The organism is Gordonia sp. J1A (genome assembly GCF_055393515.1).
In genome coordinates this window covers 817,801-843,302 of record NZ_AP041607.1, presented here as the reverse complement: position 1 = coordinate 843,302, position 25,502 = coordinate 817,801, and the positions used below count along the sequence as shown (strand labels likewise).

Annotated in this window: 25 protein-coding genes; 6 read left to right on the top strand and 19 right to left on the bottom strand. The window is 70.2% G+C overall.

The window, feature by feature from the left end:
- Together ACZ5QD_RS03915 and ACZ5QD_RS03910 are read right to left on the bottom strand one after the other, a co-directional pair.
- Nucleotides 1-675 (bottom strand): 4'-phosphopantetheinyl transferase family protein, encoded by a 675-nt coding sequence (locus ACZ5QD_RS03915; RefSeq protein ID WP_045538518.1) that lies wholly within the window; start codon nt 673-675, stop codon nt 1-3.
- On the bottom strand, nt 672-1,667 hold the full coding sequence (locus ACZ5QD_RS03910; protein WP_039867345.1) for a metallophosphoesterase family protein: 996 nt from the start codon (nt 1,665-1,667) through the stop codon (nt 672-674). Before ACZ5QD_RS03910 ends, ACZ5QD_RS03915 begins: the two co-directional genes overlap by 4 nt.
- Nucleotides 1,668-1,756: 89 nt before the next feature.
- Between ACZ5QD_RS03910 and ACZ5QD_RS03905 the strand changes: the two genes are divergently transcribed.
- Nucleotides 1,757-2,212, top strand: coding sequence for a GNAT family N-acetyltransferase (locus ACZ5QD_RS03905; protein WP_006896220.1), 456 nt, complete (start codon nt 1,757-1,759; stop codon nt 2,210-2,212).
- Nucleotides 2,213-2,265: 53 nt separating this feature from the next.
- On the opposite strand, the gene ACZ5QD_RS03900 is transcribed toward ACZ5QD_RS03905, so the two are convergent.
- The 8 genes from ACZ5QD_RS03900 to rimP all read right to left on the bottom strand — a co-directional run bounded on the left by ACZ5QD_RS03900 (nt 2,266) and on the right by rimP (nt 10,851).
- Entirely contained in the window at nt 2,266-3,147 is an 882-nt protein-coding gene (locus tag ACZ5QD_RS03900) for a type IV toxin-antitoxin system AbiEi family antitoxin domain-containing protein (protein WP_045538516.1), read from the bottom strand.
- Between the two features lie 45 nt (nt 3,148-3,192).
- A complete protein-coding gene (locus ACZ5QD_RS03895; RefSeq protein WP_222111130.1) occupies nt 3,193-4,467 on the bottom strand; it encodes an MATE family efflux transporter in 1,275 nt (424 codons plus the stop codon).
- Nucleotides 4,468-4,482: 15 nt separating this feature from the next.
- On the bottom strand, nt 4,483-5,445 hold the full coding sequence (locus ACZ5QD_RS03890; protein WP_006896217.1) for a DHH family phosphoesterase: 963 nt from the start codon (nt 5,443-5,445) through the stop codon (nt 4,483-4,485).
- Nucleotides 5,442-5,912, bottom strand: a complete 471-nt coding sequence (rbfA, locus tag ACZ5QD_RS03885; RefSeq protein ID WP_006896216.1) for a 30S ribosome-binding factor RbfA — start codon at nt 5,910-5,912, stop codon at nt 5,442-5,444. The genes ACZ5QD_RS03890 and rbfA overlap by 4 nt, the downstream gene beginning before the upstream one ends.
- Nucleotides 5,913-5,915: 3 nt before the next feature.
- On the bottom strand, nt 5,916-8,768 hold the full coding sequence (gene infB, locus ACZ5QD_RS03880) for a translation initiation factor IF-2 (RefSeq protein ID WP_062366819.1): 2,853 nt from the start codon (nt 8,766-8,768) through the stop codon (nt 5,916-5,918).
- Nucleotides 8,769-8,870: 102 nt separating this feature from the next.
- Nucleotides 8,871-9,101: a YlxR family protein gene (locus tag ACZ5QD_RS03875; protein WP_231650342.1), complete on the bottom strand. Its 231-nt coding sequence runs from the start codon at nt 9,099-9,101 to the stop codon at nt 8,871-8,873.
- Between the two features lie 93 nt (nt 9,102-9,194).
- Entirely contained in the window at nt 9,195-10,238 is a 1,044-nt protein-coding gene (nusA, locus tag ACZ5QD_RS03870) for a transcription termination factor NusA (protein ID WP_006897857.1), read from the bottom strand.
- Nucleotides 10,239-10,305: 67 nt separating this feature from the next.
- Nucleotides 10,306-10,851 (bottom strand): ribosome maturation factor RimP, encoded by a 546-nt coding sequence (gene rimP / locus ACZ5QD_RS03865; protein ID WP_006897858.1) that lies wholly within the window; start codon nt 10,849-10,851, stop codon nt 10,306-10,308.
- Nucleotides 10,852-10,962: 111 nt separating this feature from the next.
- Between rimP and ACZ5QD_RS03860 the strand changes: the two genes are divergently transcribed.
- From ACZ5QD_RS03860 to ACZ5QD_RS03850, 3 genes are read left to right on the top strand one after another with little or no spacing between them, the layout of a single operon-like run.
- Nucleotides 10,963-11,493, top strand: coding sequence for a hypothetical protein (locus ACZ5QD_RS03860; protein ID WP_006897859.1), 531 nt, complete (start codon nt 10,963-10,965; stop codon nt 11,491-11,493).
- Nucleotides 11,490-11,915 carry a ferritin-like domain-containing protein gene (locus tag ACZ5QD_RS03855; protein WP_006897860.1) on the top strand — a complete coding sequence of 142 codons (426 nt, stop codon included), beginning with the start codon at nt 11,490-11,492 and terminating at the stop codon, nt 11,913-11,915. The genes ACZ5QD_RS03860 and ACZ5QD_RS03855 overlap by 4 nt, the downstream gene beginning before the upstream one ends.
- A gap of 47 nt (nt 11,916-11,962) precedes the next feature.
- The gene (locus ACZ5QD_RS03850; RefSeq protein WP_006897861.1) at nt 11,963-12,334 is read left to right on the top strand and encodes a VOC family protein; all 372 of its coding nucleotides are present in this window, start codon (nt 11,963-11,965) and stop codon (nt 12,332-12,334) included.
- Nucleotides 12,335-12,341: 7 nt separating this feature from the next.
- Here the strand turns inward: ACZ5QD_RS03850 and ACZ5QD_RS03845 are convergent, their stop codons facing one another.
- Nucleotides 12,342-14,072 (bottom strand): proline--tRNA ligase, encoded by a 1,731-nt coding sequence (locus ACZ5QD_RS03845; protein WP_045539951.1) that lies wholly within the window; start codon nt 14,070-14,072, stop codon nt 12,342-12,344.
- 60 nt (nt 14,073-14,132) lie between these two features.
- Between ACZ5QD_RS03845 and yaaA the strand changes: the two genes are divergently transcribed.
- Nucleotides 14,133-14,873, top strand: a complete 741-nt coding sequence (gene yaaA / locus ACZ5QD_RS03840; RefSeq protein ID WP_045539947.1) for a peroxide stress protein YaaA — start codon at nt 14,133-14,135, stop codon at nt 14,871-14,873.
- 52 nt (nt 14,874-14,925) lie between these two features.
- On the opposite strand, the gene ACZ5QD_RS03835 is transcribed toward yaaA, so the two are convergent.
- The 3 genes from ACZ5QD_RS03835 to ACZ5QD_RS03825 are packed head-to-tail and all read right to left on the bottom strand — an operon-like array spanning nt 14,926 to nt 17,616.
- Complete coding sequence (locus ACZ5QD_RS03835; RefSeq protein WP_006897864.1) at nt 14,926-15,372, bottom strand: hypothetical protein; 447 nt, start codon at nt 15,370-15,372, stop codon at nt 14,926-14,928.
- Between the two features lie 13 nt (nt 15,373-15,385).
- Nucleotides 15,386-16,603, bottom strand: a complete 1,218-nt coding sequence (cobA, locus tag ACZ5QD_RS03830; protein ID WP_006897865.1) for a uroporphyrinogen-III C-methyltransferase — start codon at nt 16,601-16,603, stop codon at nt 15,386-15,388.
- 32 nt (nt 16,604-16,635) lie between these two features.
- Nucleotides 16,636-17,616 (bottom strand): acyl-ACP desaturase, encoded by a 981-nt coding sequence (locus tag ACZ5QD_RS03825; protein WP_039868014.1) that lies wholly within the window; start codon nt 17,614-17,616, stop codon nt 16,636-16,638.
- A 98-nt stretch (nt 17,617-17,714) separates the two neighbouring features.
- Between ACZ5QD_RS03825 and ACZ5QD_RS03820 the strand changes: the two genes are divergently transcribed.
- A complete protein-coding gene (locus ACZ5QD_RS03820; RefSeq protein WP_006897867.1) occupies nt 17,715-18,368 on the top strand; it encodes a response regulator in 654 nt (217 codons plus the stop codon).
- 9 nt (nt 18,369-18,377) lie between these two features.
- Here ACZ5QD_RS03820 and ACZ5QD_RS03815 read toward each other — a convergent pair whose 3' ends face one another.
- From ACZ5QD_RS03815 to mqo, 5 genes are read right to left on the bottom strand one after another with little or no spacing between them, the layout of a single operon-like run.
- Nucleotides 18,378-20,003 carry a GAF domain-containing sensor histidine kinase gene (locus ACZ5QD_RS03815; RefSeq protein WP_006897868.1) on the bottom strand — a complete coding sequence of 542 codons (1,626 nt, stop codon included), beginning with the start codon at nt 20,001-20,003 and terminating at the stop codon, nt 18,378-18,380.
- Entirely contained in the window at nt 20,000-21,421 is a 1,422-nt protein-coding gene (locus ACZ5QD_RS03810) for a cobyrinate a,c-diamide synthase (RefSeq protein WP_464367120.1), read from the bottom strand. The genes ACZ5QD_RS03815 and ACZ5QD_RS03810 overlap by 4 nt, the downstream gene beginning before the upstream one ends.
- Entirely contained in the window at nt 21,415-22,032 is a 618-nt protein-coding gene (gene cobO / locus ACZ5QD_RS03805) for a cob(I)yrinic acid a,c-diamide adenosyltransferase (RefSeq protein WP_045541006.1), read from the bottom strand. The genes ACZ5QD_RS03810 and cobO overlap by 7 nt, the downstream gene beginning before the upstream one ends.
- Before the next feature lie 28 nt (nt 22,033-22,060).
- A complete protein-coding gene (locus ACZ5QD_RS03800; protein WP_006897871.1) occupies nt 22,061-23,977 on the bottom strand; it encodes an AAA family ATPase in 1,917 nt (638 codons plus the stop codon).
- A 4-nt stretch (nt 23,978-23,981) separates the two neighbouring features.
- Nucleotides 23,982-25,418, bottom strand: coding sequence for a malate dehydrogenase (quinone) (gene mqo / locus ACZ5QD_RS03795; protein ID WP_464367256.1), 1,437 nt, complete (start codon nt 25,416-25,418; stop codon nt 23,982-23,984).
- Between the last annotated feature and the right edge of the window lie 84 nt (nt 25,419-25,502).

The following is a 25,502-nucleotide window of genomic DNA, read 5'->3' as shown; positions in this document are numbered from 1 at the left end:
TCAGGTGAGTGCAATCGTGGTGAGGATCAAACCGCGGGAGATCTGCCAGCGGCCGGGCAGCGTCAGCAGCGGCGGTCCGCCGTCGATCACCGCTCCGTCGATCAGGATGGTCGAGGTGAAAGTACCCGCAGGCGCGCCCGCGGTGCCAATCGAGTCGTCTCGCTCGAACGTGATGTGCGCGTCCTCGAAACCCAGCCACCGCTCGGTGAGCGGAAACCAGGCCTTGTAGGTGGCTTCCTTGGCGCAGAACAGGAGCCGGTCCCAGTGCAGGTCGTGGTCCCGGTCGGCGAGGACCTCGCGTTCGGCCTCGATGCTGGTGTGGTCGAGGACGCCGTCGGGCAGGGCCTGATGCGGTTCGGCATCGATACCCAGCGAGCGAACCTGCATCGAATATGCCGCGACGGCCGCACGGTAGCCGTCGCAGTGCGTCAGGCTGCCGACCACCTGACGGGGCCACAGCGGCATCCCGCGTTCACCGCGCAGGATCGGCACCGGCGCGACTCCCAACTGCCCCAGCGCCTGCCGTGCGCAGTGCCGGGCGGTGGTGAACTCCCGGCGGCGCTTCTCCACGGCCTTGGCGATCAACGCCTCCTCGGCGGGAAGCACGGTGAGCCCGTCGGGGTCGCCGAACGACTCGGCGGTCCCGACTCCCGCGGGCATGAGGTCGTCGATCATCGACCGTCCTTCCTGTTCTTCTCGGCCCTGTCCTTCTCTGCTTCAGCACGGCGCGCGCGGGTGCGCTCCACTCGCGCCCGGAACTCGGCGGCACGCTCCCGGTAGTCCGGCGGCAGGTCGAACCGGGCGCCGAACTCGTTGAGATCGGCCGGATGCAGTCCCTCGTCCGGTGCGATCTTCCGCAGCAGCGGCGACGGCAACCCGCGTCTGCTCCACTCACGCGGATATCCCACCGACACCTCCTCGAAGCGCACGTCGTCGTACCACGTGGTCCTCGGGATGTGCAGATGCCCGTATACGCAGCAGGCCGCGTTGAATCGGGTGTGCCAGTCCGCGGTGAGCTCCGAGCCGCACCAGAGCGCGAACTCGGGATACATCAGCGCATCGCACGGTTCCCGCCGCAGCGGCCAATGGTTGATCAGCACGGTCTTCTCGGCGGGGTCGAGCGCCTCCAGTCGCGACCGCGTGGCCTCGATCCGGGCGCGCCCCCAGGCGTCGCGCGTGCCGAACGGTTCGGGCGAGAGGAGGAATTCGTCTGTGGCGACGACGTTCGCCTCGCGTGCGACGGCGAGCGCCTGCAGCGCCGTCGAGGTGCCCTCCGGCCGGAACGTGTAGTCGTAGAGCAGGAACATCGGCACCACCCGGACCGGCGGTGTCCCGTCCCCGGGATCGAACAGCGGATACCGGTCCTCGGGAGTCACTACGCCGAGATCACGGCAGGCCTGCACGAGGTAGTCGTACCGTGCGACGCCGAACACCTGGAGCGGGTCCTTGGCCGTGGTGTACAGCTCATGGTTCCCGGGCACCCACACCACCGTGCGGAATCTGTTCTTGAGCCGGCGGAGGGTGTCGATGATGTCGTCGGTGCGCTCGGCGACGTCGCCCGCGACGATCAGCCAGTCCCCCGGTTCGGCCGGCTTGATCCGATCGAGGATCGCCTCGTTGCCGCGGTGTGAGACGTGCAGGTCGCTGACCGCCCAGAGCGTTGGCATGGGGACCATGGTGCCACGAGCCCGCTCGGCGACGAACCCGGCTTCGGCTCCACACCGGCGACGACGTCCTCGGCGAGAAGGTGGGCGCGGTGATCGCCGAATTCACGGTGCCGCAGTTCGTCTCCGTGATCACCGCTGAGCGGTCACCGGGAGTGGCACGCTTGGGGCGTGGCGGCGTCGACCTGCACCGATCCGGTAGTAGCGTCGACGACATGACCGCATCAGTCCCCGTTCCGCCGCCGACGGTCGAGCTCACTCCGGCGCCGACACTGCGCAACTTTCCCGATCGGGACCGCTACGAGCTCTGGTCGGGTGATGAACTCGTCGGAGTGGAGGGCTACGAACGCCGCGACGAGCACACCCTCGTCCTGCTCCACACCGTCGTCACCGAGAAGTACGGCCGGGCGGGCTTCGCTCGGTTGCTCGTCGCCTCGGTGCTCGACGAACTCTCCGCGCAGGGCACGAAGATCGTCCCGGTGTGCACGTACGTGCAGTCGTTCCTCAAGCGTTTCCCGCAGTATCAGCCGGTCGTCGCCGAGGAGTGATCCGGCTGCGATGAATCTGCGCCCGGTGCGGGCACAGATTCATCGCGGTGAGGTCATACCCGCGCGTTGAGCATCTCGAGCACTTCGTCCACGACCTCTCCCGGCCGATCCGTCAGGTCGTGCCAGGTGTACACCTTCTTGCGCCACCCGGCGGCGTCGAGCGCGTTGTATTTCGCCCGGTCCGCCTGGAACCGGTCATGCTGGTAGTGGAAGGCCAGTCCGTCGATCTCGATCGCGACGCGGAGATCGGGCCAGCCGAAGTCGATACGCCACCGTCCGAATCGGAGCTGCTGCACCCACCCGGTGACGCCCGCCTCTCGAAGCAGACGTACGAAGAGCCGTTCGGCCTCTGACTCCGAGTCCTGCGAGGCGATGCGCACGAGCCGCCGTGCCTCACCTATCCCGCGACTGCCCGCGTAGCGCTCGACGACGGCCTCGAGTTCGGTGACTGTGACGACACCGCGCTGCAGCGCCCGGTCGAGGAATCGACCACCGTCCGGCATCGCTGCCGCGCCGAACACCACCGTCGCCGGCGGCGTGGTCACGCGGAGCCCGCGGACCGTGGTCAGGTCCGCATCGTCGTAGTGCCGACGAGTGAGGCCCAGCGGGCCGAGCGACCACCGGTCGGCAGTGGTCGTGTTGGCTGTCGCGACGGTCAACGGATACGCCAGGGAATCGAGCATTCCGTGCCACCATGCCGCCGTGGTGCGGTCAGCCACGCCATGGTGCGCGGCCACCGCTGCGCGGACCAACAGGCTCTCAGTCAGCGGATGCGAACTCGATCGATAGATTCCGCGGACGAGCGCGCACCACTCCCGCCGGTCCAGTCGGCCGCGGATCTCCTTGCGGGAGAGACCGGCCCGGAGTGCCTGCGCCGAGGTGATGAGTCCATCCTGTTCAGCGATCAACGCGGCCAGCGCGCCCGAGTCCCCCATGTCCTATTGGACGCAGCGGCACGCTCCTCGGTTCCATCGACACGACTACTTCACCCACGCGCCGCTGCGCACCCGCCACACCACCGCGGCGAGCCGAGTGCACATGAACGCGAGCAGTCCGCTCCAGATTCCCGCCAGCCCCCAGTCGAAGGCCCACGACAGCCAGATCAGCGGCAGGAACGCGCCGAGCGCGCCCGCGAGGGTCGCCGTCCGGAGGAATGCGGCGTCGCCGCTGCCCAGCAGCACGCCGTCGAGCGCGAACACCGCGCCGGCGATCGGCAGCATCGCGACGAAGAACCACCACGGCGTGCGCATCGCGTCAAGGATCGCCGCATCGTCGGTGAAGATCCGCGGAATCACCGCGACCCCGGCCGCCAGCACGGCGGCGAGAAGAACCGAGATCCCCACCGACACGGCGGTGGCCCGCGTCGCCGCACGCCGGGCCACCCGGAACGCACCCGCGCCCAGCGCCGCGCCCACGAGTTGCTGAGCCGCGATCGCCAGCGAGTCGAGCAGCAGCGAGGTGAACTCCCACAGCTGCAGTACCACCTGATGCGCGGCCACCTGCGCGACGCCGAAGCGCGCGGCCACAGCCGCCGCGGAGATGAAGCACACCTGAAACGACAGGCTCCGCAGCACCAGATCGCGGGCCATCGTCAGCTGGGCGCGGATCACCGGCCAGTCGGGGCGCAGCCGGCCACGACTCTCGCCGATCAGCCGGACCGCGAAGGCGATCCCCGTCAGCGACTGCCCCACGAGATTCGCCCAGGCGCTGCCCTGCAGGCCGAGTCGCGGGAGTCCGCCGACCCCGTGCACCAGACCGACGCAGAGCACGGCGGCCACGGCCAGTCCCGCGACCACGAAGTACACCGGCCGCCGGGTGTCCTGCACTCCGCGCATCCAACCGTTGCCGGCCATCGCCAGAAGGATCAGCGGCACGCCGAACACGGCGATGCGCAACCAGGACGCCGCTTCGGCCGCGACCTGGTGGTCGGGCACCAGCGCGCCGGTGACCGCGGGCGCCAGGAGCCACGCGACGACGACGATCGCCGCCCCCACGCCCACCGCGATCCAGCTCGCCTGCACTCCCTCGTCGACGGCCCGGCGTCGATCACCCGCACCGAAGGCGCGCGCCGACCGCGCGGTGGTCCCATAGGAGAGGAAGGTCAGCTGAGTGCTGATGACCGACAGGACCAGCGTCGCCACGGTCAGGGCCGCGAGTTCGGTCGCGCCGAGGCGGCCGACAACGGCCAGATCGAGCATCAGGTACAGCGGCGGCGCGATGAGCACCACCAGTGCCGACCCGGCGAGTCTCAGCACTCTCGACGCCGCCGATCACCTGCGCAGGGCGGCGAGCAGATGCCCGACGACCTCTGCCGCGTCTCCGGTGTCGCTGTACCCGGCCGCACGCACGTGGCCGCCACCGCCGAGCGACCTCGCGATCGGCACCACGTCGACGTCGGTCTTGCTCCGCAGCGACACGGTCCATTCGCCCGCCCGCACCTCTTTGAAGACGGCTGCTACCTCGGCCTCCCGCGCAGTGCGCACGACGTCGATGACGCTCTCCGACTCGTCCCAGTTCATATCCGACATCTGATCGGCGTTCACGACCGCGTACACCAGTCCGCGCCCGTCCAGTGCGCCTTCATCGAGCACGGAATCGGCGAGCACCTCCGAGAGCATCTGCAGCCACGAGTACGGGTGGGCGTCGAGGAGGAGACGGCTCCACCGCGGACCGTCGACACCGGCCTCGAGAAGTCGTGCCGCCACACCGAACGACGCGGGCCGCGCCCATTTGAACGAGCCCGTATCAGTCACCAGGCCCGCGTACAGGCAGGTCGCGATGTCCGCGGTGAGGCTCGCGCCGAGCCGATCGATCACCCGGAGCACGATCGACGCCGTGCAATCGGACTGCGGGTCCACCAGATCCAGATCCGCGAATCCCGGATTGGAGACGTGGTGGTCGATGCAGACGGTGGTGCTTCCGGAGGTGAAGACCTGCTCCAGCCCGCCGAGACGTTCGACGGTGGCCGCGTCGACCGCCACCGTCACATCGGCGACGGGCAGCCCCGCCTCGTCCACGAGCAGGTCTACTCCCGGCAGTTCGCGCAGCGGACCGGGCAGCGCCTCGGGACCGGAGAACGCGCAGTGCACGCGTTTCCCCAGCCCCGTGAGCGCCAGCCCGAGTCCCAGTGCACTGCCGATGGTGTCGGCGTCCGGACGGACGTGGCTGATGATCGACACCGAATCGGCGCCGAGCAGCGTGGCAGCCACGGAGTCGCTCGAAGCGGGATTCACCCGAGCGCGCCCCCGGATTCGTCCGACGCGGACTCTTCCTCGTCGTGCCGATACGGGTCGACGTCGCCCGCCGGCCGCGCATTGCGCGCGGCGCGGGCCACCGACTCGTCCCGGGCGCGGGCGCGGGCGAGGAGTTCGTCCATCGCACGCGTCGCGTCCGGCACCGTGTCGAGTTCGAACCGCAGAGTGGGGGTGAACCGGACTCCGGTGCCGGCGCCGACCTTCGACCGGAGCACGCCGGTCGCGGCGGCCAGACCGGCCGCCGCTTCCGCTACGTTCGGCTCGGCATCCACCGAGTCGCCCAGCACCGTGTAGAACACGGTGGCGTCGTGCAGATCGCCGGTGACCCGGCAATCGGTGATCGTCACATGAGCCAGGCGCGGGTCCTTGATCTCCCCACCGATCGCCGAGGCGACGATGGTGGTGATCCGTTTGGCGAGCCGAGCGGCCCGTGCAGGATCTGCCATGACCTAGTCCCGTGCCTTCTCGACCATCTCGAAGGCCTCGATCACGTCGCCGACCTTGATGTCGCCGTAGGTCAGCGTCAGACCGCACTCGTAGCCTTCGCGCACCTCGGTCGCGTCGTCCTTCTCACGCTTGAGCGAGCTGATCGTGAGGTTGTCGGCGACCACCGCGTTGTCGCGCAGCAGGCGTGCCTTGGCATTGCGCCGCATGATGCCCGACTGCACGAGGCAACCGGCGATGTTGCCGACCTTGGACGACTTGAAGATCGCACGGATCTCCGCCCGGCCCAGTTCGGACTCCTCGTAGATCGGCTTGAGCATGCCCTTGAGCGCGGCCTCGATCTCCTCGATCGCCTTGTAGATGACCGAGTAGTACCGGATCTCCACGCCCTCGCGGTTGGCCAGCTCGGTGGCCTTGCCCTCCGCGCGGACATTGAATCCGATGATGATCGCGTCCGACGCCGCGGCCAGGTTGACGTTGGTCTCGGTGATGCCACCGACACCGCGGTCGATGACCCGCAGCGAGACCTCGTCGTCGATCTCGATCTGAAGGAGCGCCTCTTCGAGCGCCTCGACGGTACCCGAGTTGTCGCCCTTCAGGATCAGGTTGAGCTGGCTGGTCTCCTTGAGCGCCGAATCCAGATCCTCGAGGCTGATCCGCTTGCGGCTGCGTGCCGCCAGCGCATTGCGCTTGCGCGCATTACGGCGGTCGGCGATCTGCCGGGCGATGCGGTCTTCTTCGACCACCAGGAGGTTGTCGCCCGCACCCGGAACCGAGGTGAAGCCGATCACCTGCACCGGACGCGACGGCAGCGCCTCTTCGACGTCGTCGCCGTGCTCGTCGACCATCCGACGGACGCGGCCGTATGCGTCGCCGGCGACGATCGAGTCGCCGACGCGCAGGGTGCCGCGCTGGATGAGGACGGTCGCGACCGGGCCGCGGCCGCGGTCGAGGTGCGCCTCGATGGCGACACCCTGAGCGTCCATGTCCGGGTTCGCCCGCAGATCGAGCGAGGCGTCGGCGGTCAGCAGGACCGCCTCCAGCAGCTGGTCGATGTTCAGCCCCTGCTTGGCCGAGATGTCGACGAACATGGTGTCGCCGCCGTACTCCTCGGGAACCAGGCCGTACTCGGTCAGCTGGCCGCGGATCTTGGCCGGGTCCGCGCCCTCCTTGTCGATCTTGTTGACCGCCACGACGATCGGCACGTCGGCCGCCTGCGCGTGGTTGACGGCTTCCACCGTCTGCGGCATGACGCCGTCGTCGGCCGCCACCACGAGGATCGCGATGTCGGTGGCCTTCGCACCGCGGGCACGCATGGCGGTGAACGCCTCGTGACCCGGGGTGTCGATGAAGGTGATCAACCGGTCCTCGTCGTTCAGGTGAGTGTTCACCTGGTACGCGCCGATGTGCTGCGTGATGCCGCCGGCCTCGCCCGCGCCGACGTTCTCCTTGCGGATGGTGTCGAGCAGTCGGGTCTTGCCGTGGTCGACGTGACCCATGACGGTGACCACCGGCGGACGCTGCGCGAGGTCCTCTTCGCCGCCCTCGTCTTCGCCGTAGGTCAGGTCGAAGCTCTCCAGGAGCTCACGATCCTCGTCCTCCGGGCTCACGACCTGGACGACGTAGTTCATCTCGCCGCCGAGCAGCTCCAGCGTCTCGTCGTTGACCGACTCGGTCGCGGTGACCATCTCGCCGAGGTTGAACAGCGCCTGGACCAGCGAAGCCGGGTTGGCGTTGATCTTGTCCGCGAAGTCCGAGAGGGAGGCGCCGCGAGCGAGGCGGATGACCTCGCCGTTGCCGTGAGGCAACCGGACGCCGCCGACCTCGGGTGCGCGCATCGAGTCGTACTCTTGCCGCTTCTGACGCTTCGACTTGCGTCCCTTGCGGGGTGCGCCGCCGGGGCGACCGAACGCTCCCGCGGTTCCGCCGCGGCCACGACCGCCGCCACCGCCGCCGGGACGACCGCGGAAGCCGCCGCCCGGAGCCGCACCGCCACCGCCGCCGTTACGGAAGCCACCGCCGCCGCCGGGACCACCGCTGCGGCCGCCTGGGCCACCGCGGCCACCGGGCCGAGCGTCGGGACGCGCCGCACGCTGCGGCATCGCTCCCGGGCTGGGACGCGAAGGCATGTTGCCCGGCGTGGGGCGTGCGCCGCCCTGACCGCCGGGACGAGGGCCGCCGGCACCCGGGCGTGCGCCCTGACCGCCACCCGGACGGGGACCGCCCTGACCGGCGCCGGGACGCGGACCGCCCTGACCGGGTCGACCGCCCGGACGCGGACCCGCCGCACCCGGACGCGGACCCATCGGACGCGGCGCGGGCGCCGGGGCCGAGGAATACGGATTGTTGCCCACTCGGGGCTGCCGGGGACCGGGGCGCGGACCCGGACGGGGACCCGGCGTCGCCGGTGCCTGACCCGACTGCGCCGCCGGTGCCGAGGGCTTGCCGGCCGGCTCGGTAGACTCGGCCGCCGGTGCGGCCGGAGCCTGCGGTGCCGGAGCCGCCTTCGGTGCGGGCTTGGGGCCCGGCTTGGGGCCGCCCGCCGCCGGCTGAGCCGGGGCGGATGCTCGTGCCGCCGGGGCCGCCTCGGCGGCCGGAGCGGAGTTCGCCGCTGCCGGCTTGGGTGCCGGACCGGGCTTGGGACCCGGCTTGGCGCCGGATGCCTTGGCCGCCGGCTTCGCCGAAGCGGAACCGGAGCCGGATTCGAAAGACTCACGCAGTCGACGGGCCACCGGGGCCTCGACAGTCGACGATGCGGATTTGACGAACTCGCCCTGCTCCTTGAGCCGCTCCAGCACTGCTTTGCTGGGTACGCCCAATTCCTTGGCCAGTTCGTGAACGCGGGCCTTGCCTGCCACTGCTCTCCTCACTTGGAGGTCGAGCGGGCTGCCCGCAACGACCTCGGTTTATTCAGTAAACGTGCTCATCGTGGAGACTTCACGGTGTGCTCATGTCTTCTGCTACCTGTCCTGACTCCCTGCGGAGCCCTCACTGTTGATGATCCCGCCGATGTGCTCGGCCAGATCCTCTGGTCTCACGGCGACGCCGCGATCCCGTAGCGCCGTGCCGAAGGCGTTGCGCCGCACCGCAAGCGAGAGACATCTCTCATCGCGGTGCAGCCAGGCGCCTCGTCCCGGCAGTCTCCCCCGTTCGTCGATCGCCACCTGCGATGCGCTGTCCGCGCCTCGCACAGCCACCAGCCTGACCAGGTGTGAAGCTTGATCACGCCGGCGACAGCCGATACAGGTACGCACCGGAGATGTCGACGTTCGAAGGGCCACAGGTCAGTCTAGCGTATCGGAGGACTCGACGGCGCCACCGTCGGCGTCGCGGGGACCGCCGTCGCCCGCATCCGACCGGATGTCGATCCGCCACCCGGTGAGCCGGGCCGCCAGCCGGGCGTTCTGCCCCTCCTTGCCGATCGCCAGCGACAACTGGTAGTCGGGCACGATGACGCGCGCGGCCTTGGTCTCCTTGTCGATCACGGTGACCGAGACCACCTTGGCCGGCGACAGCGCGTTGCCGACGAAGACCGCCGGATCCGCGGCGTAATCGATGATGTCGATCTTCTCGCCGGACAGTTCGCTCATCACGTTGCGCACCCGCTGTCCCATCGGACCGATGCACGCGCCCTTGGCGTTCAGTCCGGCCACGCCGGTGTGGACCGCGATCTTGGAACGGTGACCGGCCTCGCGGGCCACGGCGACGATCTCGACCGACCCGTCCGCGATCTCGGGTACCTCGAGCGAGAACAGCTTGCGGACCAGGTTGGGATGCGTGCGCGAGAGCGTGATCTGAGGTCCGCGGGCCCCGCGCGCCACCCCGACGACGTAGCACTTGATCCGCTCGCCGTGCTTGTAGCTCTCACCGGGCACCTGCTCCGCGGGCGGGATCACGCCCTCGGTGGCGTTGGAGTCGGTGCCGATCTGCACGATCACCATGCCTCGCGCATTCGCCTTGGCGTCGGCCTGCACGATGCCGCCGACCACTTCGCCCTCGTGGGCGACCAGTTCGCCGTACGTCTTCTCGTTCTCGGCGTCGCGCAGACGCTGCAGGATCACCTGGCGCGCAGTGGTCGCGGCGATGCGGCCGAATCCCTCCGGCGTGTCGTCCCACTCGTGGACCACGGTGCGGTTCTCGTCGAGTTCCTGAGCCATCACGCGGACCTGACCCGATTTGCGGTCGATGTCGATGCGGGCGTTCGGTGCGAACCCGTCGGTGTGCCGGTAGGCGGTGAGCAGAGCTGTCTCGATCGCCGAGAGCACGGTCTCGGTCGGCACGCCCTTGTCGGCCTCGATCAAACGCAGCGCGCTGATGTCTATGTGCATGGTGGCGACTCCTATTCGCTTTTCGGATTGAGTTGTCGGCGGGTGAAGTGAATGTCGTTGGCGGGCGTCACGATTCGCGACGACGCGCGATCTCGTCGTCGTCCAGGCCGCAGGCACGCAGGGCCGCTTCGCCGGGCCTGCCGAAGTCGACCTCGACCACCGCGCGCGCGATATCGGCCAGCTCGACCTCGAAGGAGCGGATCCGGCTCTTGTCGACTGTCACCAGGGTGACGCGGCCCTCGTCGCTGGGGCCCACCCGGGCTTCGACGGTGCGGTCCACACCCTCGTCGGTGTACTCGACGCGGACCTTGCGTCCCTGATTGCGGCGCCAGTGGCGCGGCAGCGTCAGCGGCCGGCCGATCCCCGGCGTCGTGACTTCGAGGTCGTACGGGGACTCGCCGAGCAGGTCGGACTCGTCGAACACCGCCTCCAGGCTCCGGCTGAGCTCGGCGACCGCGTCGAGCGACACTCCGCCGTCACGATCGACGACGATCCGGATCTCGCGGCGTCCCGGCGGGGTCAGCACCGCGACCTCCTCCAGATCGAATCCGAGCCGATCGAGGGTCGAAGCCACCAGGTCGCTGATGCCGCCGGTCAGAGCCTCCGCAGTCATCGTGCGCGTCCTCCTGGGTTTCGGTATCGGGAACCGCTGCCGCGGTTCCCGTCGGCCGCCGGGCCGGGCTTCGAGTGTAGTCGACTCGTCCGACTGGCAGAATCGTCCACCGTGACACGAGTGCCGATCCAGGATCCCCCCGCCCCCGAGCCTCCGAAAGCCGGTCGCCCCGCCACGGGGGTGCCGCGCCGCAGTGTGCTCCGCGGCGGCGTCCTCGCCGGTGCCGCCGCAGTCGCGGGATGGTCGCTGACCGCATGCGATACCGGGCCGACGCAGCGACAGCTCGACGCCGAGACGCTGCTCCCGCACGCCCAGGCGGCGCTGCGGCAGCAGCGGGCGGCCACCGCGCTCGCGCCGCGGAACACCGCGTACACCGAGGCCCTGCGGACCGTCGCCGATCAGCGCGGCGCGCACCTGAAGGCGCTGCGCGACGAGATCAGCCGGCTGCACTCCTCGACTGCCGACCGGATCGACTCGCCACCGGCCGCGCCCACGGCGTCAGTGGCGGCCCTCGGCGTCTCGATCGAACGGTCGGCCACCAGCGCAGCGGATGCGTGCGTGGGTCTGTCCGGCTTCAGCGCCGGGCTCCTCGGCTCGATCAGCGCCTCCTGCCAGACCCTCGCGAAAGTGCAACTCGCATGAGCCAGAACGCCGCTCTCGACACCGCCGCGGACGCGGAGAACACCGCCGTCTTCACCTACGGCGTGCTCACCGCCTTCACCACCGGAGAGGTGCGCGACACCGTCGCGGAGTACATCGCCGCGCACCGGGTGCGACGCGACCAGCTGAACGAGGCACTGCTCGCCGCCGGGCAGCCCGAGCGCACCCCGGCGGCCGGATACCTGCTGCCCGTCGACGTGACGGACCAGGCCACCGCCGCGAAGGCCGCGCTGGCCGCCGAGAACGACTGCGCGAAGGCCTACCGGGCGCTGTTGGAGCAGGCCGATTCGCAGGCGGTGCGCCGGACCGCCGTCGACGGGCTCACCGACTGCGCCCTGCGATCCTCGTACTGGCGCTCGATCGCGGGCGAGAAACCGCTGACGGTGGCCTTTCCCGGTCAGTAGGACCGGAGAGGGCGCCTGGCCCGCGTCACCCGCCTAGGGTCGTCACCATGGCGACAGCGCGCATCGGTTCGATCACCCTCGACTGCGACGATCCCGTCGAGCTCGCCCGCTTCTGGTCGGCGATGCTCGACGGGACCGTGACGCACACGTCCACGAGATATGCCTGTGTGCGGGCCGGCTCCATCGTGATCACCGCGCTTCGGGTGCCCGACCACCGGCCTCCGGAATGGCCCGGCGGTGCGGTGCCGAAGCAGATCCATCTCGACCTGGTGGTCGCCGATCTCGACGAGGGTGCGGCCGAGGCGGTCCGCCTCGGCGCACGGCTGTCGCCACAGCAGGCCGCGCCGGACCTGTGCCGAGTTCTCTTCGACCCCGCCGGGCATCCGTTCTGCGTCTGCCTCGACCGCGCGCCGTTCTAGCCGGCGGTCAGCCGCGCGCGGCCGTGACCACCGCGTCGACGGCTCCGTCGACCGGCGCCGCGGAGGTCTCTCCGGTGAGCCGGTCGCGGATCTCGACGGTGCCGTCGGCCCAGCCGCGGCCGACGACCACCACGACCGGCATACCGAGCAGCTCGGCGTCCTTGAACTTGACGCCGGGCGAAGCCTTGCGGTCGTCGAAGAGCACGGACAGTCCGGCGGCGTCGAGATCGGCGGCCAACTGTTGCGCACCGGCCACCGCGGCCTCGTCCTTGTTCGCGATCACCAGGTGGACGTCGAACGGCGCCACCTCGCGCGGCCAGCGCAGGCCCTTCTCGTCGTGCCACTGCTCGGCGAGCACCGCGACCATCCGCGAGACGCCGAGACCGTACGAGCCCATCGTGGGGCGCACCGGCTTGCCGTTCTCGCCGAGCACGTCGAACTCGAAGGCGTCGGTGTACTTGCGGCCGAGCTGGAAGATGTGACCGATCTCGATGCCCTTGGCGGCCTCGAGCACACCTCTGCCGTCCGGGGACGGATCACCGGCGCGCACCTCGGCGGCCTCGATGACGCCGTCGGGAGTGAAGTCGCGGCCGCACACCAGATCGACGTAGTGCTTACCGGGCGCGTCGGCCCCGGTGATCCACGCGGTGCCGCTGACCACACGCGGGTCGACCAGGTACGCCAAGCCCGCCGCCTGGACGGCCTTCGGTCCGATGTACCCCTTGACGAGCTGCGGATTGGCCGCGAAGTCCGCGTCGGTGAGCAGTTCCACCTCCGCCGGCTCCACCGAGGCCTCCAGCCTCTTGAAGTCGACCTCCCGATCACCCGGCACCGCCACCGCGGTGATCTCCCACTCACCTCCCGGCCTGCGGATCTTGACCATCACGTTCTTGAGGGTGTCGGCGGCGGTGTACTCACCGTCGAGCTCGCGATTGGCCCAGTCGACCAGGGTCTCGATGGTCGGGGTGTCGCCGGTGTCGTGGACCACCGCCTCGGGGAGCCCGTCGAGCGGGATCGCCTCGGGAACCGGGGTCACCACGGCCTCGACGTTGGCCGCGTAGCCCGACTCGGTGCTGCGGACGAAGGTGTCCTCGCCGACCTCGCATTCGGCCAGGAACTCCTCCGAGGCGCTGCCGCCCATGGCGCCGGAGGTCGCCGCGACGATGACGTACTTGATGCCGAGACGGTCGAAGATGCGCTGGTACGCGGCACGATGAGCGTCGTACGAGGCCTGCAGACCCCGCTCGTCGAGGTCGAACGAGTACGAGTCCTTCATCACGAACTCGCGGCCACGCAACAGCCCGGCCCGCGGGCGCTCCTCATCGCGGTACTTGGTCTGGATCTGGTACAGGGTGACCGGCAGATCCTTGTACGAGCTGTACTCGCCCTTGACCAGCTGCGTGAAGATCTCCTCGTGCGTGGGCCCGAGCATCATGTCCGCGCCCTTGCGGTCCTTGACGCGGAACAACGCCGGCCCGTACTCGGTCCAGCGCCCGGTGGTCTCGTACGGGTCGCGCGGCAGCAGCGCGGGCAACAGGATCTCCTGCGCGCCCATCGCGTCCATCTCCTCGCGAACGAGGTTCTCGACCGCGCGGAACACCTTGAGCCCCAAGGGCAGCCACTCGTAGACGCCGGGGGCGGCACGCCGGATGTAGCCCGCGCGCACGAGCAGCTTGTGGCTCGGCACCTCGGCATCGGCCGGGTCGTCGCGGAGGGTGCGGAGGAACAGGTTCGACATCCGTGTGATCACGATGTACCAGCTTAATGGGATCACCGGCGGGTTCGTTAGGGTGGTCGCGTGCTCGTCATCCTGCCTCCCTCGGAGACCAAGTCGGACGGCGGCGAGGCCGCTCCGCTCGATCTCGACTCGCTGGTTCTGCCGGAGCTCAATCCGGTCCGGCGCAAGCTCGCCGAGGCGATCGTCGACCTCTCCGCCGATCTCGACGCATCCCGCACAGCGCTGGGTCTGGGTGCGACGGCCGTCGCCGAGATCGAGCGCAACGCCGATCTCTGGGAGTCGCCGACGCGCACCGCGATCACCCGGTACACCGGCGTCCTGTACGACGCCCTCGACTATCCGGGCATGACCCGCGCGGCCAAGACCAAGGCCGGCGACCGACTGATGATCGGCTCGGCGCTGTTCGGCGTGGTCCGGGCCGACGACCGCATCCCGGCCTACCGGCTCTCCGGCGGGTCCCGGCTGCCCGGTTTCGGCACCCTCGGCGCACTGTGGAAGCCGGTGCTGTCCCCCGCTCTCGACCGCATCGACGACTTCGTCGTCGATCTGCGCTCGGGCGTCTACCAGAAACTCGGTCCCGTCGACGGTGCGGTGACCGCGACCGTGGTGACCGAGGCCGCGGACGGCTCGCGGAAGGTCGTGAGCCATTTCAACAAGCACTTCAAGGGACTGGTGGCGCGCGAACTGGTCCGGACCCGGCGGAACGCCCGGGATGTGAACGCGCTCGCCGCCGTCCTGTCCGACGCCGGCCAGCGCGTCGAGATCACCGCTGAGTCGCAGATCACGGTCGTCACCGGCTGATCCGAACCCTGATCGGCGGTCCGCACCGCGACTCGCACGGCGCGAGAGCCGGTCACTTGGCCTGAGGGAAGAACCACTGGTCGTCGTCGGTCTCCGGAGTGTCGTCGGCCGGATTCACCTCGACCACCTCGTCGAGCTGTGCCTTCTGTGCCCGGAGGCGGCCGTACCCGTACGCGGCGGCCATGCCGATGACGCCGGTGACCAGGCCGATCGTCTGCAGCTCGCCGGAATCGCCTGCCTCCGCCGAGATCCGGTAGATCCAGCCGTTGAGCGCGACGACCGCCAGCGCTCCGAACGTGAGCGGGATGACGAAGGTGGTCATGGTGCTCGGCGGTGTGGGCGCGATGCCCGCGCGGCGGCGATGGATCTGCCAGGCCGACATGACGACGACGGCCAGCGCGACGAGAATCGCCGTGACCGACGGGGGCACGAACCAGGAGGCGACGGCCGCGACGAGCAGGATCAGTCCGGAGAGTCCTGCGGCTGTGCGTGCGTTCATCTCGACCACCCGCTCAGAACCGCAGAGCCCGGTCGGCGTCGGTGAAACCGGCGACCGGACCGATCACCGCGATCGCCGGGGCGATCAGCTTCTCGTCGACAGCGGTCTGCGCGGCGTGCGCGAGGTCGGTGCGCAGGAGACGCTGATCCGGCCGCGAGGCGTTCTCGATGAACGCCACCGGGGTGTCGGCCGGTCGCCCGCCCTCGAGCAGGGCCGTCGCGAACTCGTCGATGCGCTTGACCGCCATCATCAGCACGATGGTGCCCCGCAGCCGCGCGAGCGCCGCCCAATCGGTGAGCGAGTCGGGGTGCCCCGGAGCCACGTGGCCCGACACGATGACCACCTCGTGCGTCACGCCGCGGTGAGTCACCGGGATTCCGGCCAGGCCGGGAGCCGCGATCGGGCTGCTGATGCCGGGGACCACGGTGACCGGCACACCCGCCGCCACGCAGGCCTGGAGTTCTTCGAATCCGCGGCCGTAGACGTATGGGTCGCCGCCTTTGAGGCGGACCACGAACTTGCCCGCCCGCGCGCGGTCGACGAGGAGATCGTTGATCTGTTCCTGACGCATCGCGCGGCCGTAGGGCACCTTGGCCGCGTCGATGATCTCCACCTGCGGACCGAGCTCGTCGAGGAGTGCGATGGGCGCGAGCCGGTCGGCCACCACCACGTCCGCCTCGGCGAGCAGCTTGCGGCCGCGCACCGTGATGAGATCGGCGTCGCCGGGACCTCCGCCCACCAGGGCCACGCCCGCGGCGTGCCTGCGGTCGTCGTCGATGCGCAGCGAGGTGCCGTCCGCGAGAGCCTCGGTGATCGCGGCGCGCACGGCCGCGGAGCGACGATGGTCGCCGGCCGCCAGCACCCCGAACTGCAGATCGCGGTGGACTCCGGACGCCGGGGTGACGGCGGTTCCGCGGCGGGCGTCGTCGGCGCGCACGCAGAACACTCGCCTGCGTTCGGCCTCCGCCACCACCGCCGCGTTGACGTCGGGATCGTCGGTGCAGGCCATCGCATACCAGGCTCCCTCGAGGTCGCCGTCGGCGTACGCACGCCGATGCACGGTGATCGCGACCTCCGACTCGACGGCCGGCGTGGGGTCGAGCGCGACGACGTGGACGTCGGCGCCGGCGGCGATCAGGTTCGGCAGGCGCCGTTGCGCGACGCTCCCGCCGCCGATGACGACGACCTTGCGTCCGTGCAGATCCAGCCCCGCGAGGTAATGCGCTTGCATGAGCGATCAGCCTACCGGGACCGCACCGGCGGCTAGACGTGCAGTCCGCGCCTGCGCTCCCGCTCGATCGCGCGCTCGCGGGCGTCCTCGAACTTGGCGACCTTGATGTCCATCTCGGCGAGGAAGGCGGCGAGCTTGTCGCGGTACATCTGGCCGACCGGGCCGAAGTCGTCGCGATCGAAGATCCGCCACTTGCGCAGCACGGGCATCACGACATCGGCCATGTGCTGCGGCAGGTCGTAGATGCCGCCCTTGGCGATCAGGACCGCGTTCCTGCGGAAGTTCGGCATCGTCGCACCGGGCATCTGGAAGTTCGAGACGATCGTGTAGATCGCCACCATCGCCTCGTCGGGCACCAGATCGAGCGCCCCGGCGACGACGTTCCGGTAGAAGAGCATGTGCAGGTTCTCGTCGGCAGCGACTCGCTGGAGCATCCGGTCGGCGATCGGGTCGCCGCAGGCCTTGCCGGTGTTGCGGTGGCTGACGCGCGTCGCGAGCTCCTGGAACGAGACGTAGGCCACCGCGAAGAGCATGTCGTAGCTGTGGTCGCGCTGTCCGTCGTCGTCCGGCAGCGGGTTGAACCCACCGATCATGTGCGTCATCCGGGTCTGCTCGAGTTCCACCGGATCGACGCCCCGCGTCACGACGAGGTAGTCGCGCATCACGATCGAGTGCCGCATCTCCTCGGCCGTCCAGCGCCCCACCCAGAAGCCCCAGGCGTCGTCGAGGCTGAAGTTCTCGGCGATCACCCGGTGGTACGACGGCAGATTGTCCTCGGTCAGCAGGTTCGTGATCATCGCCGCCTTGGCGGTCTCCGACAGCTGCGACTGCTCCGGATCCCAGTCGACGCCGCCGAGCGCCGCGAAGTTCCGGCCGTCGTCCCACGGCACGTAGTCGTGCGGGTTCCAGTCCCTCGTCATCTTCATGTGGCGCTCCACCTCCGTCTCGCAGACGGGCAGGAGTTCGCGAAGCAGGTCCGAGCCGCTCATGGGCTTGCCGATCAAACTGGTCATATTCCTACGATCTCGCTCACGACCAGCGATTTCAGGGGGCGAAGGTCCCGTGGCGATTAGGCCCCGAGTCGCCCGCCGCCCTGTTGTAGCGTTGAGGCATGGTCGAGTCGCCTCGTAAGTACCGCGTGTTCCTCGTCGACGACCACGAGCTCGTCCGCCGTGGCCTTCGCGATCTGCTCAGCACCGCCGACGATCTCGAGGTCGTCGGCGAGGCGGCCACCGTCGCCGAAGCCGGAGTCGGCATCGCTGCGACGAAACCCGACGTCGCGGTGCTCGACGTGCGGCTGCCCGACGGCAACGGCGTGGAACTGTGCCGAAGCGTGCGGAGTGCGCAGCCGTCGGTGCACTGCCTGATGCTGACGAGCTACGCCGACGACGACGCCCTCCTCGCCGCAGTCCTCGCCGGGGCCTCCGGCTTCGTACTCAAGCAGATCCTCGGCCACAATCTGATCGCCGCTGTGCGGACGGTCGGCGCCGGCGGATCGCTGCTCGACGACCGCAGCACCGCCGCGCTGCTGGCTCGCCTGCGCGACGGTGAACCGTCCGATCCCCTGGCCCGGCTCACCGGCCAGGAGCGCGAGGTCTTCACCCTGATCGGCCAGGGCATGACCAACCGGCAGATCGCCGACCGGATGTTCTTGGCGGAGAAGACGATCAAGAACTACGTCTCGCGCATCCTCTCGAAGCTCGACATGCAGCGCCGCACTCAGGTGGCGGTGCTGGCCACCGAACTGCGCGAACGCGAACGGTAGTCGACGGCGTCAGCGCAACGGCGCGGTCCACGTCAACGTGGTGCCCGACGCCGCGCTCGAGGTGATCGTGAAGCTGCCGTCGCAGTCGTCGGCGCGGCGGGTCAGGTTCGCCAGTCCCGACTGCCGGGCGGTCGGCGGAATACCGCATCCGTCGTCGGAGATCTCGACGGTCACGACGTCGTCGGCCGCGATGCGCACCCGGATGTGCTCGGCGCCCGAATGCCGGAGCGCGTTGGAGATGCCCTCCCGCAGCACTGCCTCGATGTGCGGCGCCAGGGCGTCGGGGACGAGCGTGTCGACCGGCCCCATGAACGCGACGCTCGGCACGATCGGCGCATGGGTCGCCAACTCGGCGACCACGTCGAGCGCGCGCCTGCGCAGCGTCGCCGCCTCGCCATGACCGGGAAGGCCCTGCAGATCGAAGATCGAGGTGCGGATCTGCGCGATGGTGGCGTCGAGGTCGGTGATGACCTGCTCCATCCGGGCGTCGTCGGCCGAGGCGGACCCGGCCTGCATGGTCTGCAGCGACATCCCGATCGCGAAGAGCCGCTGAATCACCAGATCGTGCAGGTCGCGGGCGATCCGGTGGCGGTCTTCGAGCAACTGCAGATCGCGCGCCAGTTCCTGCTGGTCGGCGTAGGCCAGGGCCAGCGAGGCCACGCGCGCGACACCCTGCAGGCCCGCGACCTCCTCCCCGGTCCAGACCCGTCGCTCGGGGTGGGTGAGGACGATCGCGCTCCGGCCGTTGGTCGGCTGCAGGGGCTGCATCGAGACCCACCGCGCTCCGTGCCGCAGCCACGGCACCGTGTGTGTTCGCACCTCGCGGACCAGGAGCTTGCCGTCGGCGCGCTCGTTGTCCGGGTCGACGACCTCGAACAGGTCCTCGGTGCAGGGCGCGGTACCGGTGTGTCCGGTGAGGACGCTGCCGGTCACGATGAACACGTCCACCGCCCCGGTGAGCGCGGAGACGTCGCGGCACAGTCCGTCGAGGGTGTCTTCGAGCGCCGTGCCCGCCAGCGGTTCGGATCCGCGGTCGGCGATCACCTGCATCCAGCGCAGCCGGGCCTGGGCCCGCTCGAAGGCGCGCGCGTTGTCGACTGCGATGCCCGCGGCCACCGCGAGGACCGCGACGATCTTCTCATCGAGCGGCGTGAACTCGGGGGCACCCTGCTTCTCAGTCAGGTAGATGCTGCCGAACAACTCGTCGCGGACGATGATCGGCGCGCCCAGGAAGGTGTCCATCGGCGGATGGTTGGGCGGGAACCCCACCGAGGCCGGATGATCGGACAGCTTCGGTATGCGCAGCACCTCGGGACGGTGCAGCAGTTCGCCGAGGACGCCGCGGCCCACCGGCAGCGGCCCCATCCGAGCGCGGACCTCCGGTTCGATGCCCGTGTACACGAACGCCTGGAGACCGAGCTCGGGCCCGCGGACCCCGAGCGCACAGTACCGGGCGTCGAGGACGTCGGCCGCCACCTCGACGATCCGCTGCAGCGCCTGGTCGAGTTCGAGACCGCGACCCACCAGCAGGACCGCTTCGAGCAGGTCGCGGAGCGCGGTCGGGTCCTCGACGCTGGCGTGGGCGAGCGCGTCGAGTGCCGCGTGGACCTCCGCCAGATCGCGCCTGCGAGTCATCGGACCGCCTCCTCCGGCGAAGGGGTCGGAATGTCGGCGGCCGCGGCCGCCGACACGAATCGTGCCACGGCGGCCGGCTGTCCCACCGGGTGAACGTGCAGATACGACGCGTGCACCCCGCGGTGGATCACGCCGTCGGTCGCCGGTCCGTCGCCACCGTGCCACCCCCAGGCGGGCACCACGTCAGCGGCGAGATCGACGCTGCTGCGGTGGAATTCGTGGCCGGTCACCCGTTCACCGGTGCGATAGAGAACCGAATCGGCCACGGCGACGGCGTCGCGGTAGCCGAGCGTGAGCCGCGGCCCGAAGGCCCCGGTGCCCGGCAGTGCGCCGACCATCGGGACGCCGTCGAGCGCGGACAGCAGGTACAGCAGGCCCGCGCACTCGGCCTGCACCGGCCGTCCCGCGGCCACGTGATCGCGCAGTCCGGCACGGAGGGAGTGGTTGGCGGCGAGCTCGTCCGCGTGGGCCTCGGGGAAGCCGCCGCCGATCACCACCGCCGCGGCGTGCTCCGGAAGCGGGTCGTGCAGCGGGTCGAAGCCGGCCACCTCGGCTCCCGCCGCGCGCAGGAGTTCGGCGTGCTCGGCGTACCCGAAGGTGAAGGCGGCGCCCTCCGCGACGGCCACCACCGGCCGCCGGTGTGGGCCCGTCACCGCGCTCGGGTCCGCGGCGGCGATCGCGTCGGCCGCCGACCAGGCGATCGCCGCGGGCGGTCGGGCCCGGCGTGCGATCTGGACGATCGCCGGAAGGTCGAGCGCCGCCCCCACCTTGGCGACGATCGCGGCCACCGAGTCCAGCGCGTCCCGCCGGCGCTCGGCGGCCGGGATGAGTCCTAGGTGCCGCGACGGCACGGTCAGGTCGGCGTCGCGCCGCACCGCGCCGAGCACCGGCAGTCCGACGCGGTCACAGGCCTGTCGGAGGACCTGTTCGTGCCGCGGTGAGCCGACGCGGTTGAGGATCACGCCCGCCACGCGGACCCGGGCGTCGTACCCGAAGAAGCCGTGGAGCAGTGCGGCGAGCGACTGGCTGTGCCCGCCGGCGTCGACCACCAGGATCACCGGTGCGCCGATGAGGGTGGCGACGTGCGCGGTGGAGCCGACGCCGAGCGGGTCGGGATCGTCGGTGATGCGGCCGTCGAACAGGCCCATCACGCCCTCCACCACGGCGATGTCGGCGTCGGCGGAGCCCGCGGCCAGCAGTGGTGCGATGACGTCGGCGCCGACCAGGTTGGGGTCGAGGTTCCGGCCGACCCGGCCCGCCGCGACGGCGTGGTATCCGGGATCGATGTAGTCCGGGCCCACCTTGAAGGGCGCGACCCGGTGCCCGGCGGCGACGAGCGCGCCGATCAGGCCGGTGGTGATCGTCGTCTTTCCGCTGCCGGACGCCGGCGCGGCGATCACGACCGCCGGGACTACCACTCGATGCCCTTCTGGCCTTTGCGGCCCGCATCCATCGGATGCTTGATCTTCGTCATCTCGGTGACCAGATCGGCGGCCTCGATCAGCGCCTGGGGCGCATACCGTCCGGTGATGACGACGTGCTGCGTCCCGGGGCGGTTGCGGAGGGTCTCGACCACTTCGTCGGTGTCGATCCAGCCCCAGTGCAGCGGGTAGGTGAACTCGTCGAGGACGTAGAAGTCGTGCTCCTGCGCGGCGAGGCGCCGCGTGATCTCCGCCCATCCGGCCCGCGCCGATTCGGCGTGGTCCTCGACGGCGTCGTCACCGCGCTGAATCCACGACCATCCCTGCCCCATCTTGTGCCACTGCACAGGGCCGCCGGCGCCGGTGTCCCGATTCAGGCCGCCGAGGGCGAGCATGGAGTTCTCCTCACCGACCTTCCACTTCGCGCTCTTGACGAACTGGAAGACGGCGACGTCCAGACCGGCGTTCCAGGCGCGCATCGCCATGCCGAACGCGGCTGTCGACTTCCCCTTGCCTGCCCCGGTGTGTACGGCGAGCACCGGCAGCCGGCGTCGCTGCCGGGTGGTCAGTCCGTCGTCGGGAACGGTCTCGGGTACGCCCTTGGGCACAGTGCATCCTCCAGTTCAGCCACCGGCGTCACGCGACGCCGCGGACGTGCTCGGCCAGTCCGGACGAGGTCAGCGAATCCATCGTCGCGTACTGCGCGCCCAGCCGGCGCGCCAGGTCGGCGGCCAGACCGAGACGGACCAGGCCCTGCTCACAGTCCACCACAACGGCGCAGACTCCCCTGCGCGCGACCTCGTCCGCGGCGGCGTCGGCGCGGCGCGGCGCGTCGGCCCCGGCCGTGGCTCGGCCGTCGGTGAGCGCCACCAGCAGGGGCCTGCGCTCCGGGTCGGTGCGGCGGGCCCGCTCGATCACCTCGAGCGCCCGGTGCAGTCCCTCGGCCAGCGGCGTGCGTCCGCCGGTGCGCACCTGTGCCAGGCGCGCCACCGCCAGGTCCACCGACCGGGTCGGCGGAACCGCGACGTAGGCATCCCTTCCGCAGGCCACGACCACCGCCACCCGGTCACGCCGGGTATACGAGTCGCGCAGGAGGTCGACGCAGGCGTTGCGCACCGCGGTGAGCCGGGCGCGGGCGGTCATCGATCCGGAGAGGTCGACGACGAAGACCACGAGATTGGCTTCGGTGCCGATGCGCTCGGCTCCGCGGAGATCGTCGGCGATGAGCGCGGGGAGCCCGTCGCCGCTGCTGCGGTGGGCGGCGGCGAGCACGGTGCCGAACAGGTGCACCCCGGTCCGCGGACCGAAGTCGACGGCCCGGGTGGTGATGCCGCGGCTGGTCCGGGCCCGCGAACGGCGGCCCACATCACCGTCACCGACGCCCTCGGCGCGGAAGGTGCGGATGCGGGCACCACCGGGTGCCGAACCGAAGTCCGGGCCGGTCGGCGCTCCTGAACCGCCGGGCGGATCGGTGTCGGGAGGATCCGTGTCGGGTCCGTCCGGATCGTCGTCCGGTTCCGGGCCACCCGAGTCTGGGCCGCCTGAGTCTGGGCCGTCTGAGTTCGGGCCGCTGTCGTCGGGTCCGTCCGGCTGCTGCGGCCCGGACTCGGACTCGTCCCGCGGGCCCGCGGCCTGCTCACCGGCGTCCAGGGCGTCGTCGAGCTGCTGGTCGGTCATGCTCGACTCGTCGAAGGGATTGCGGCGCCGTCGATGCGGCAGTGCCAGTTCCACGGCCACCCGCACGTCGTCGGCGTCGATCTCGTCGGCGCCGCGCCATGCGGCGTGTGCGGCGGCGGTCCGGGCCACGACGATGTCGCCGCGCAGACCGTCGACGTCGAGGTGAGAGCAGACGCCGGCGATCCGGCGGAGCTCCCGCTGCGGGATCCGGACGGTCGCGACGCGGTCGCGGGCCGCGACGATCCGTTGCGCGAGATCGGCCTCGGCGTCGGCGAACCGCTCCGCATAGCCCTGCGGATCGGCGTCGAAGGCCAGCCGTGAGGTGACGATCTCGACGCGCTCGTCGACGTCACGGGCACCGGCGACGTCTACCACCAGCCCGAACCGGTCGAGCAACTGCGGACGCAGTTCGCCCTCTTCCGGGTTCATCGTCCCGACCAGCACGAATGCCGCCGCCTGGGTGTGCGAGACGCCGTCACGCTCAACGGTGACTCGGCCGCTCGCGGCCGCATCGAGCAGGACGTCGACGAGATGGTCCGACAGGAGGTTGACCTCGTCGATGTACAGGACGCCGCCGTCGGCCTGCGCCAGCAGACCCGGCGTGAACCGGGCTTCACCGTCGCGCAGCACCCGAGTCAGGTCGAGCGACCCGATCACCCGGTCCTCGGTGGCGCCGATCGGCAGGTCGACCACGCGCGAATCCTCGCCGAGCAGCGGGGCGAGCCCGCGGACGATGGTCGACTTCGCGGTCCCTTTCTCACCGCGGATCAGGACACCGCCGATCCCCGGCGAGACGGCGGACAGGATCAGTGCGAGCTTGAGGCGATCCTGTCCGACCACCGCGCTGAACGGGAAGCGAACGCCGGCGTCACTCATCGAATCAGGCGTCGGGCCGCGCGGTGAGCCGGAGGCTGCGGTTGGTCCAGTCCCACAACTCGCGGTACAGGGCGGGGTTCTCGTCGAGCTTCTGGCCGAACGACGGGATCATCTCGGTCAGGGTGCTCGTCCAGCCCTCGAAACGACCGCTGAAGCACTGCTGAAGCACCGAGATCATCGCGGGAACCGCGGTCGAGGCGCCCGGCGACGCTCCGAGGAGACCGGCGAGCGTGCCGTCGCCCTCCGCGACCACCGCGGTGCCGAACTCGAGGCTGCCGCCGACACCGGTCTTGCGGATCACCTGGACGCGCTGTCCAGCGGTGATCAGCTCCCAGTCCTCGCCGACGGCGCGCGGCGCGAAGTCCTGCAGCGTCTTGACGCGGTCGGCGGGGCTCGCGGCGAGCTCGGAGATCAGGTACTTGAGCAGACCGAACTCCTGCGGGGCGATCGACATCATCGGCAGCAGGTTGCCCGGCTTCACCGACTTCGGCAGGTCCATGACGCCGCCCGTCTTGAGGAACTTCGGCGACCAGCCCGCGTACGGGCCGAAGAGCAGGCCCTTGTCGTGGTTGATGACGCGCGTGTCCAGGTGCGGCACCGACATCGGCGGGGCGCCCACCGCGGCCTGGCCGTACACCTTCGCCGAATGCTGTGCGATCACGTCGGGGTTGGTGCAGCGGAAGAACTCGCCGCTGACCGGGAAGCCGCCGAAGCCCTTGGCCTCGGAGATGCCCGACTTCTGCAGCAGGTGCAGTGCGCCGCCGCCTGCGCCCACGAAGACGAACTTCGCTTCGACGCGAACCTTCTCGCCGGTGCGGTTGTTGCGGATCTTCATCACCCAGCTGCCGTCCGACTGCTTGGTGAGGTTGCGGACCTCGTGCCCGAAGTAGAGGTCGGCGTCACGGCCGACGAAGTTCAGCAGCTGCTGGGTGAGCGCGCCGAAATCGACGTCGGTTCCCTGGGTGTACCAGTTCAGGGCCACCGGATCGGAGTAGTCGCGGCCGGCGCCCATCAGCGGCAGCCGCGCCGCGAACTCGGCGTCGTCGTCGATGAACTCCATGCCCTCGAACAGGGTGTGGCTCGAGAGCGCAGCATGGCGCTTGCGCAGGTACTCGACGCCGTCGGCGCCGTGGCAGAAGCTCACGTGCGGGATCGGGTTGATGAACTCGTCGGGCGCACCGAGCAGGCCGTTGTCGACGCCGTAGGCCCAGAACTGCCGCGAGACCTGGAACTGCTCGTTGATGTTCAGCGCCTTGGTGATGTCGATGTCGCCGTTGGCGTCGGCCGGCGTGTAGTTGAGCTCGCAGAGCGCCGAGTGGCCGGTGCCGGCGTTGTTCCACGGGTCGCTGCTCTCGGCGGCGGCCGCCTCCAGGCGCTCGAACAGGCTGATCGACCAGCTGGGCTCCAGTCGGCGCAGCAGCGCGCCGAGCGTGGCGCTCATGATTCCGGCACCGACGAGCGCCACGTCTGTCTTAATCACCTTGGCCACGCTGCTGAACTCCTCCACCCATAGGGCATTCACGAC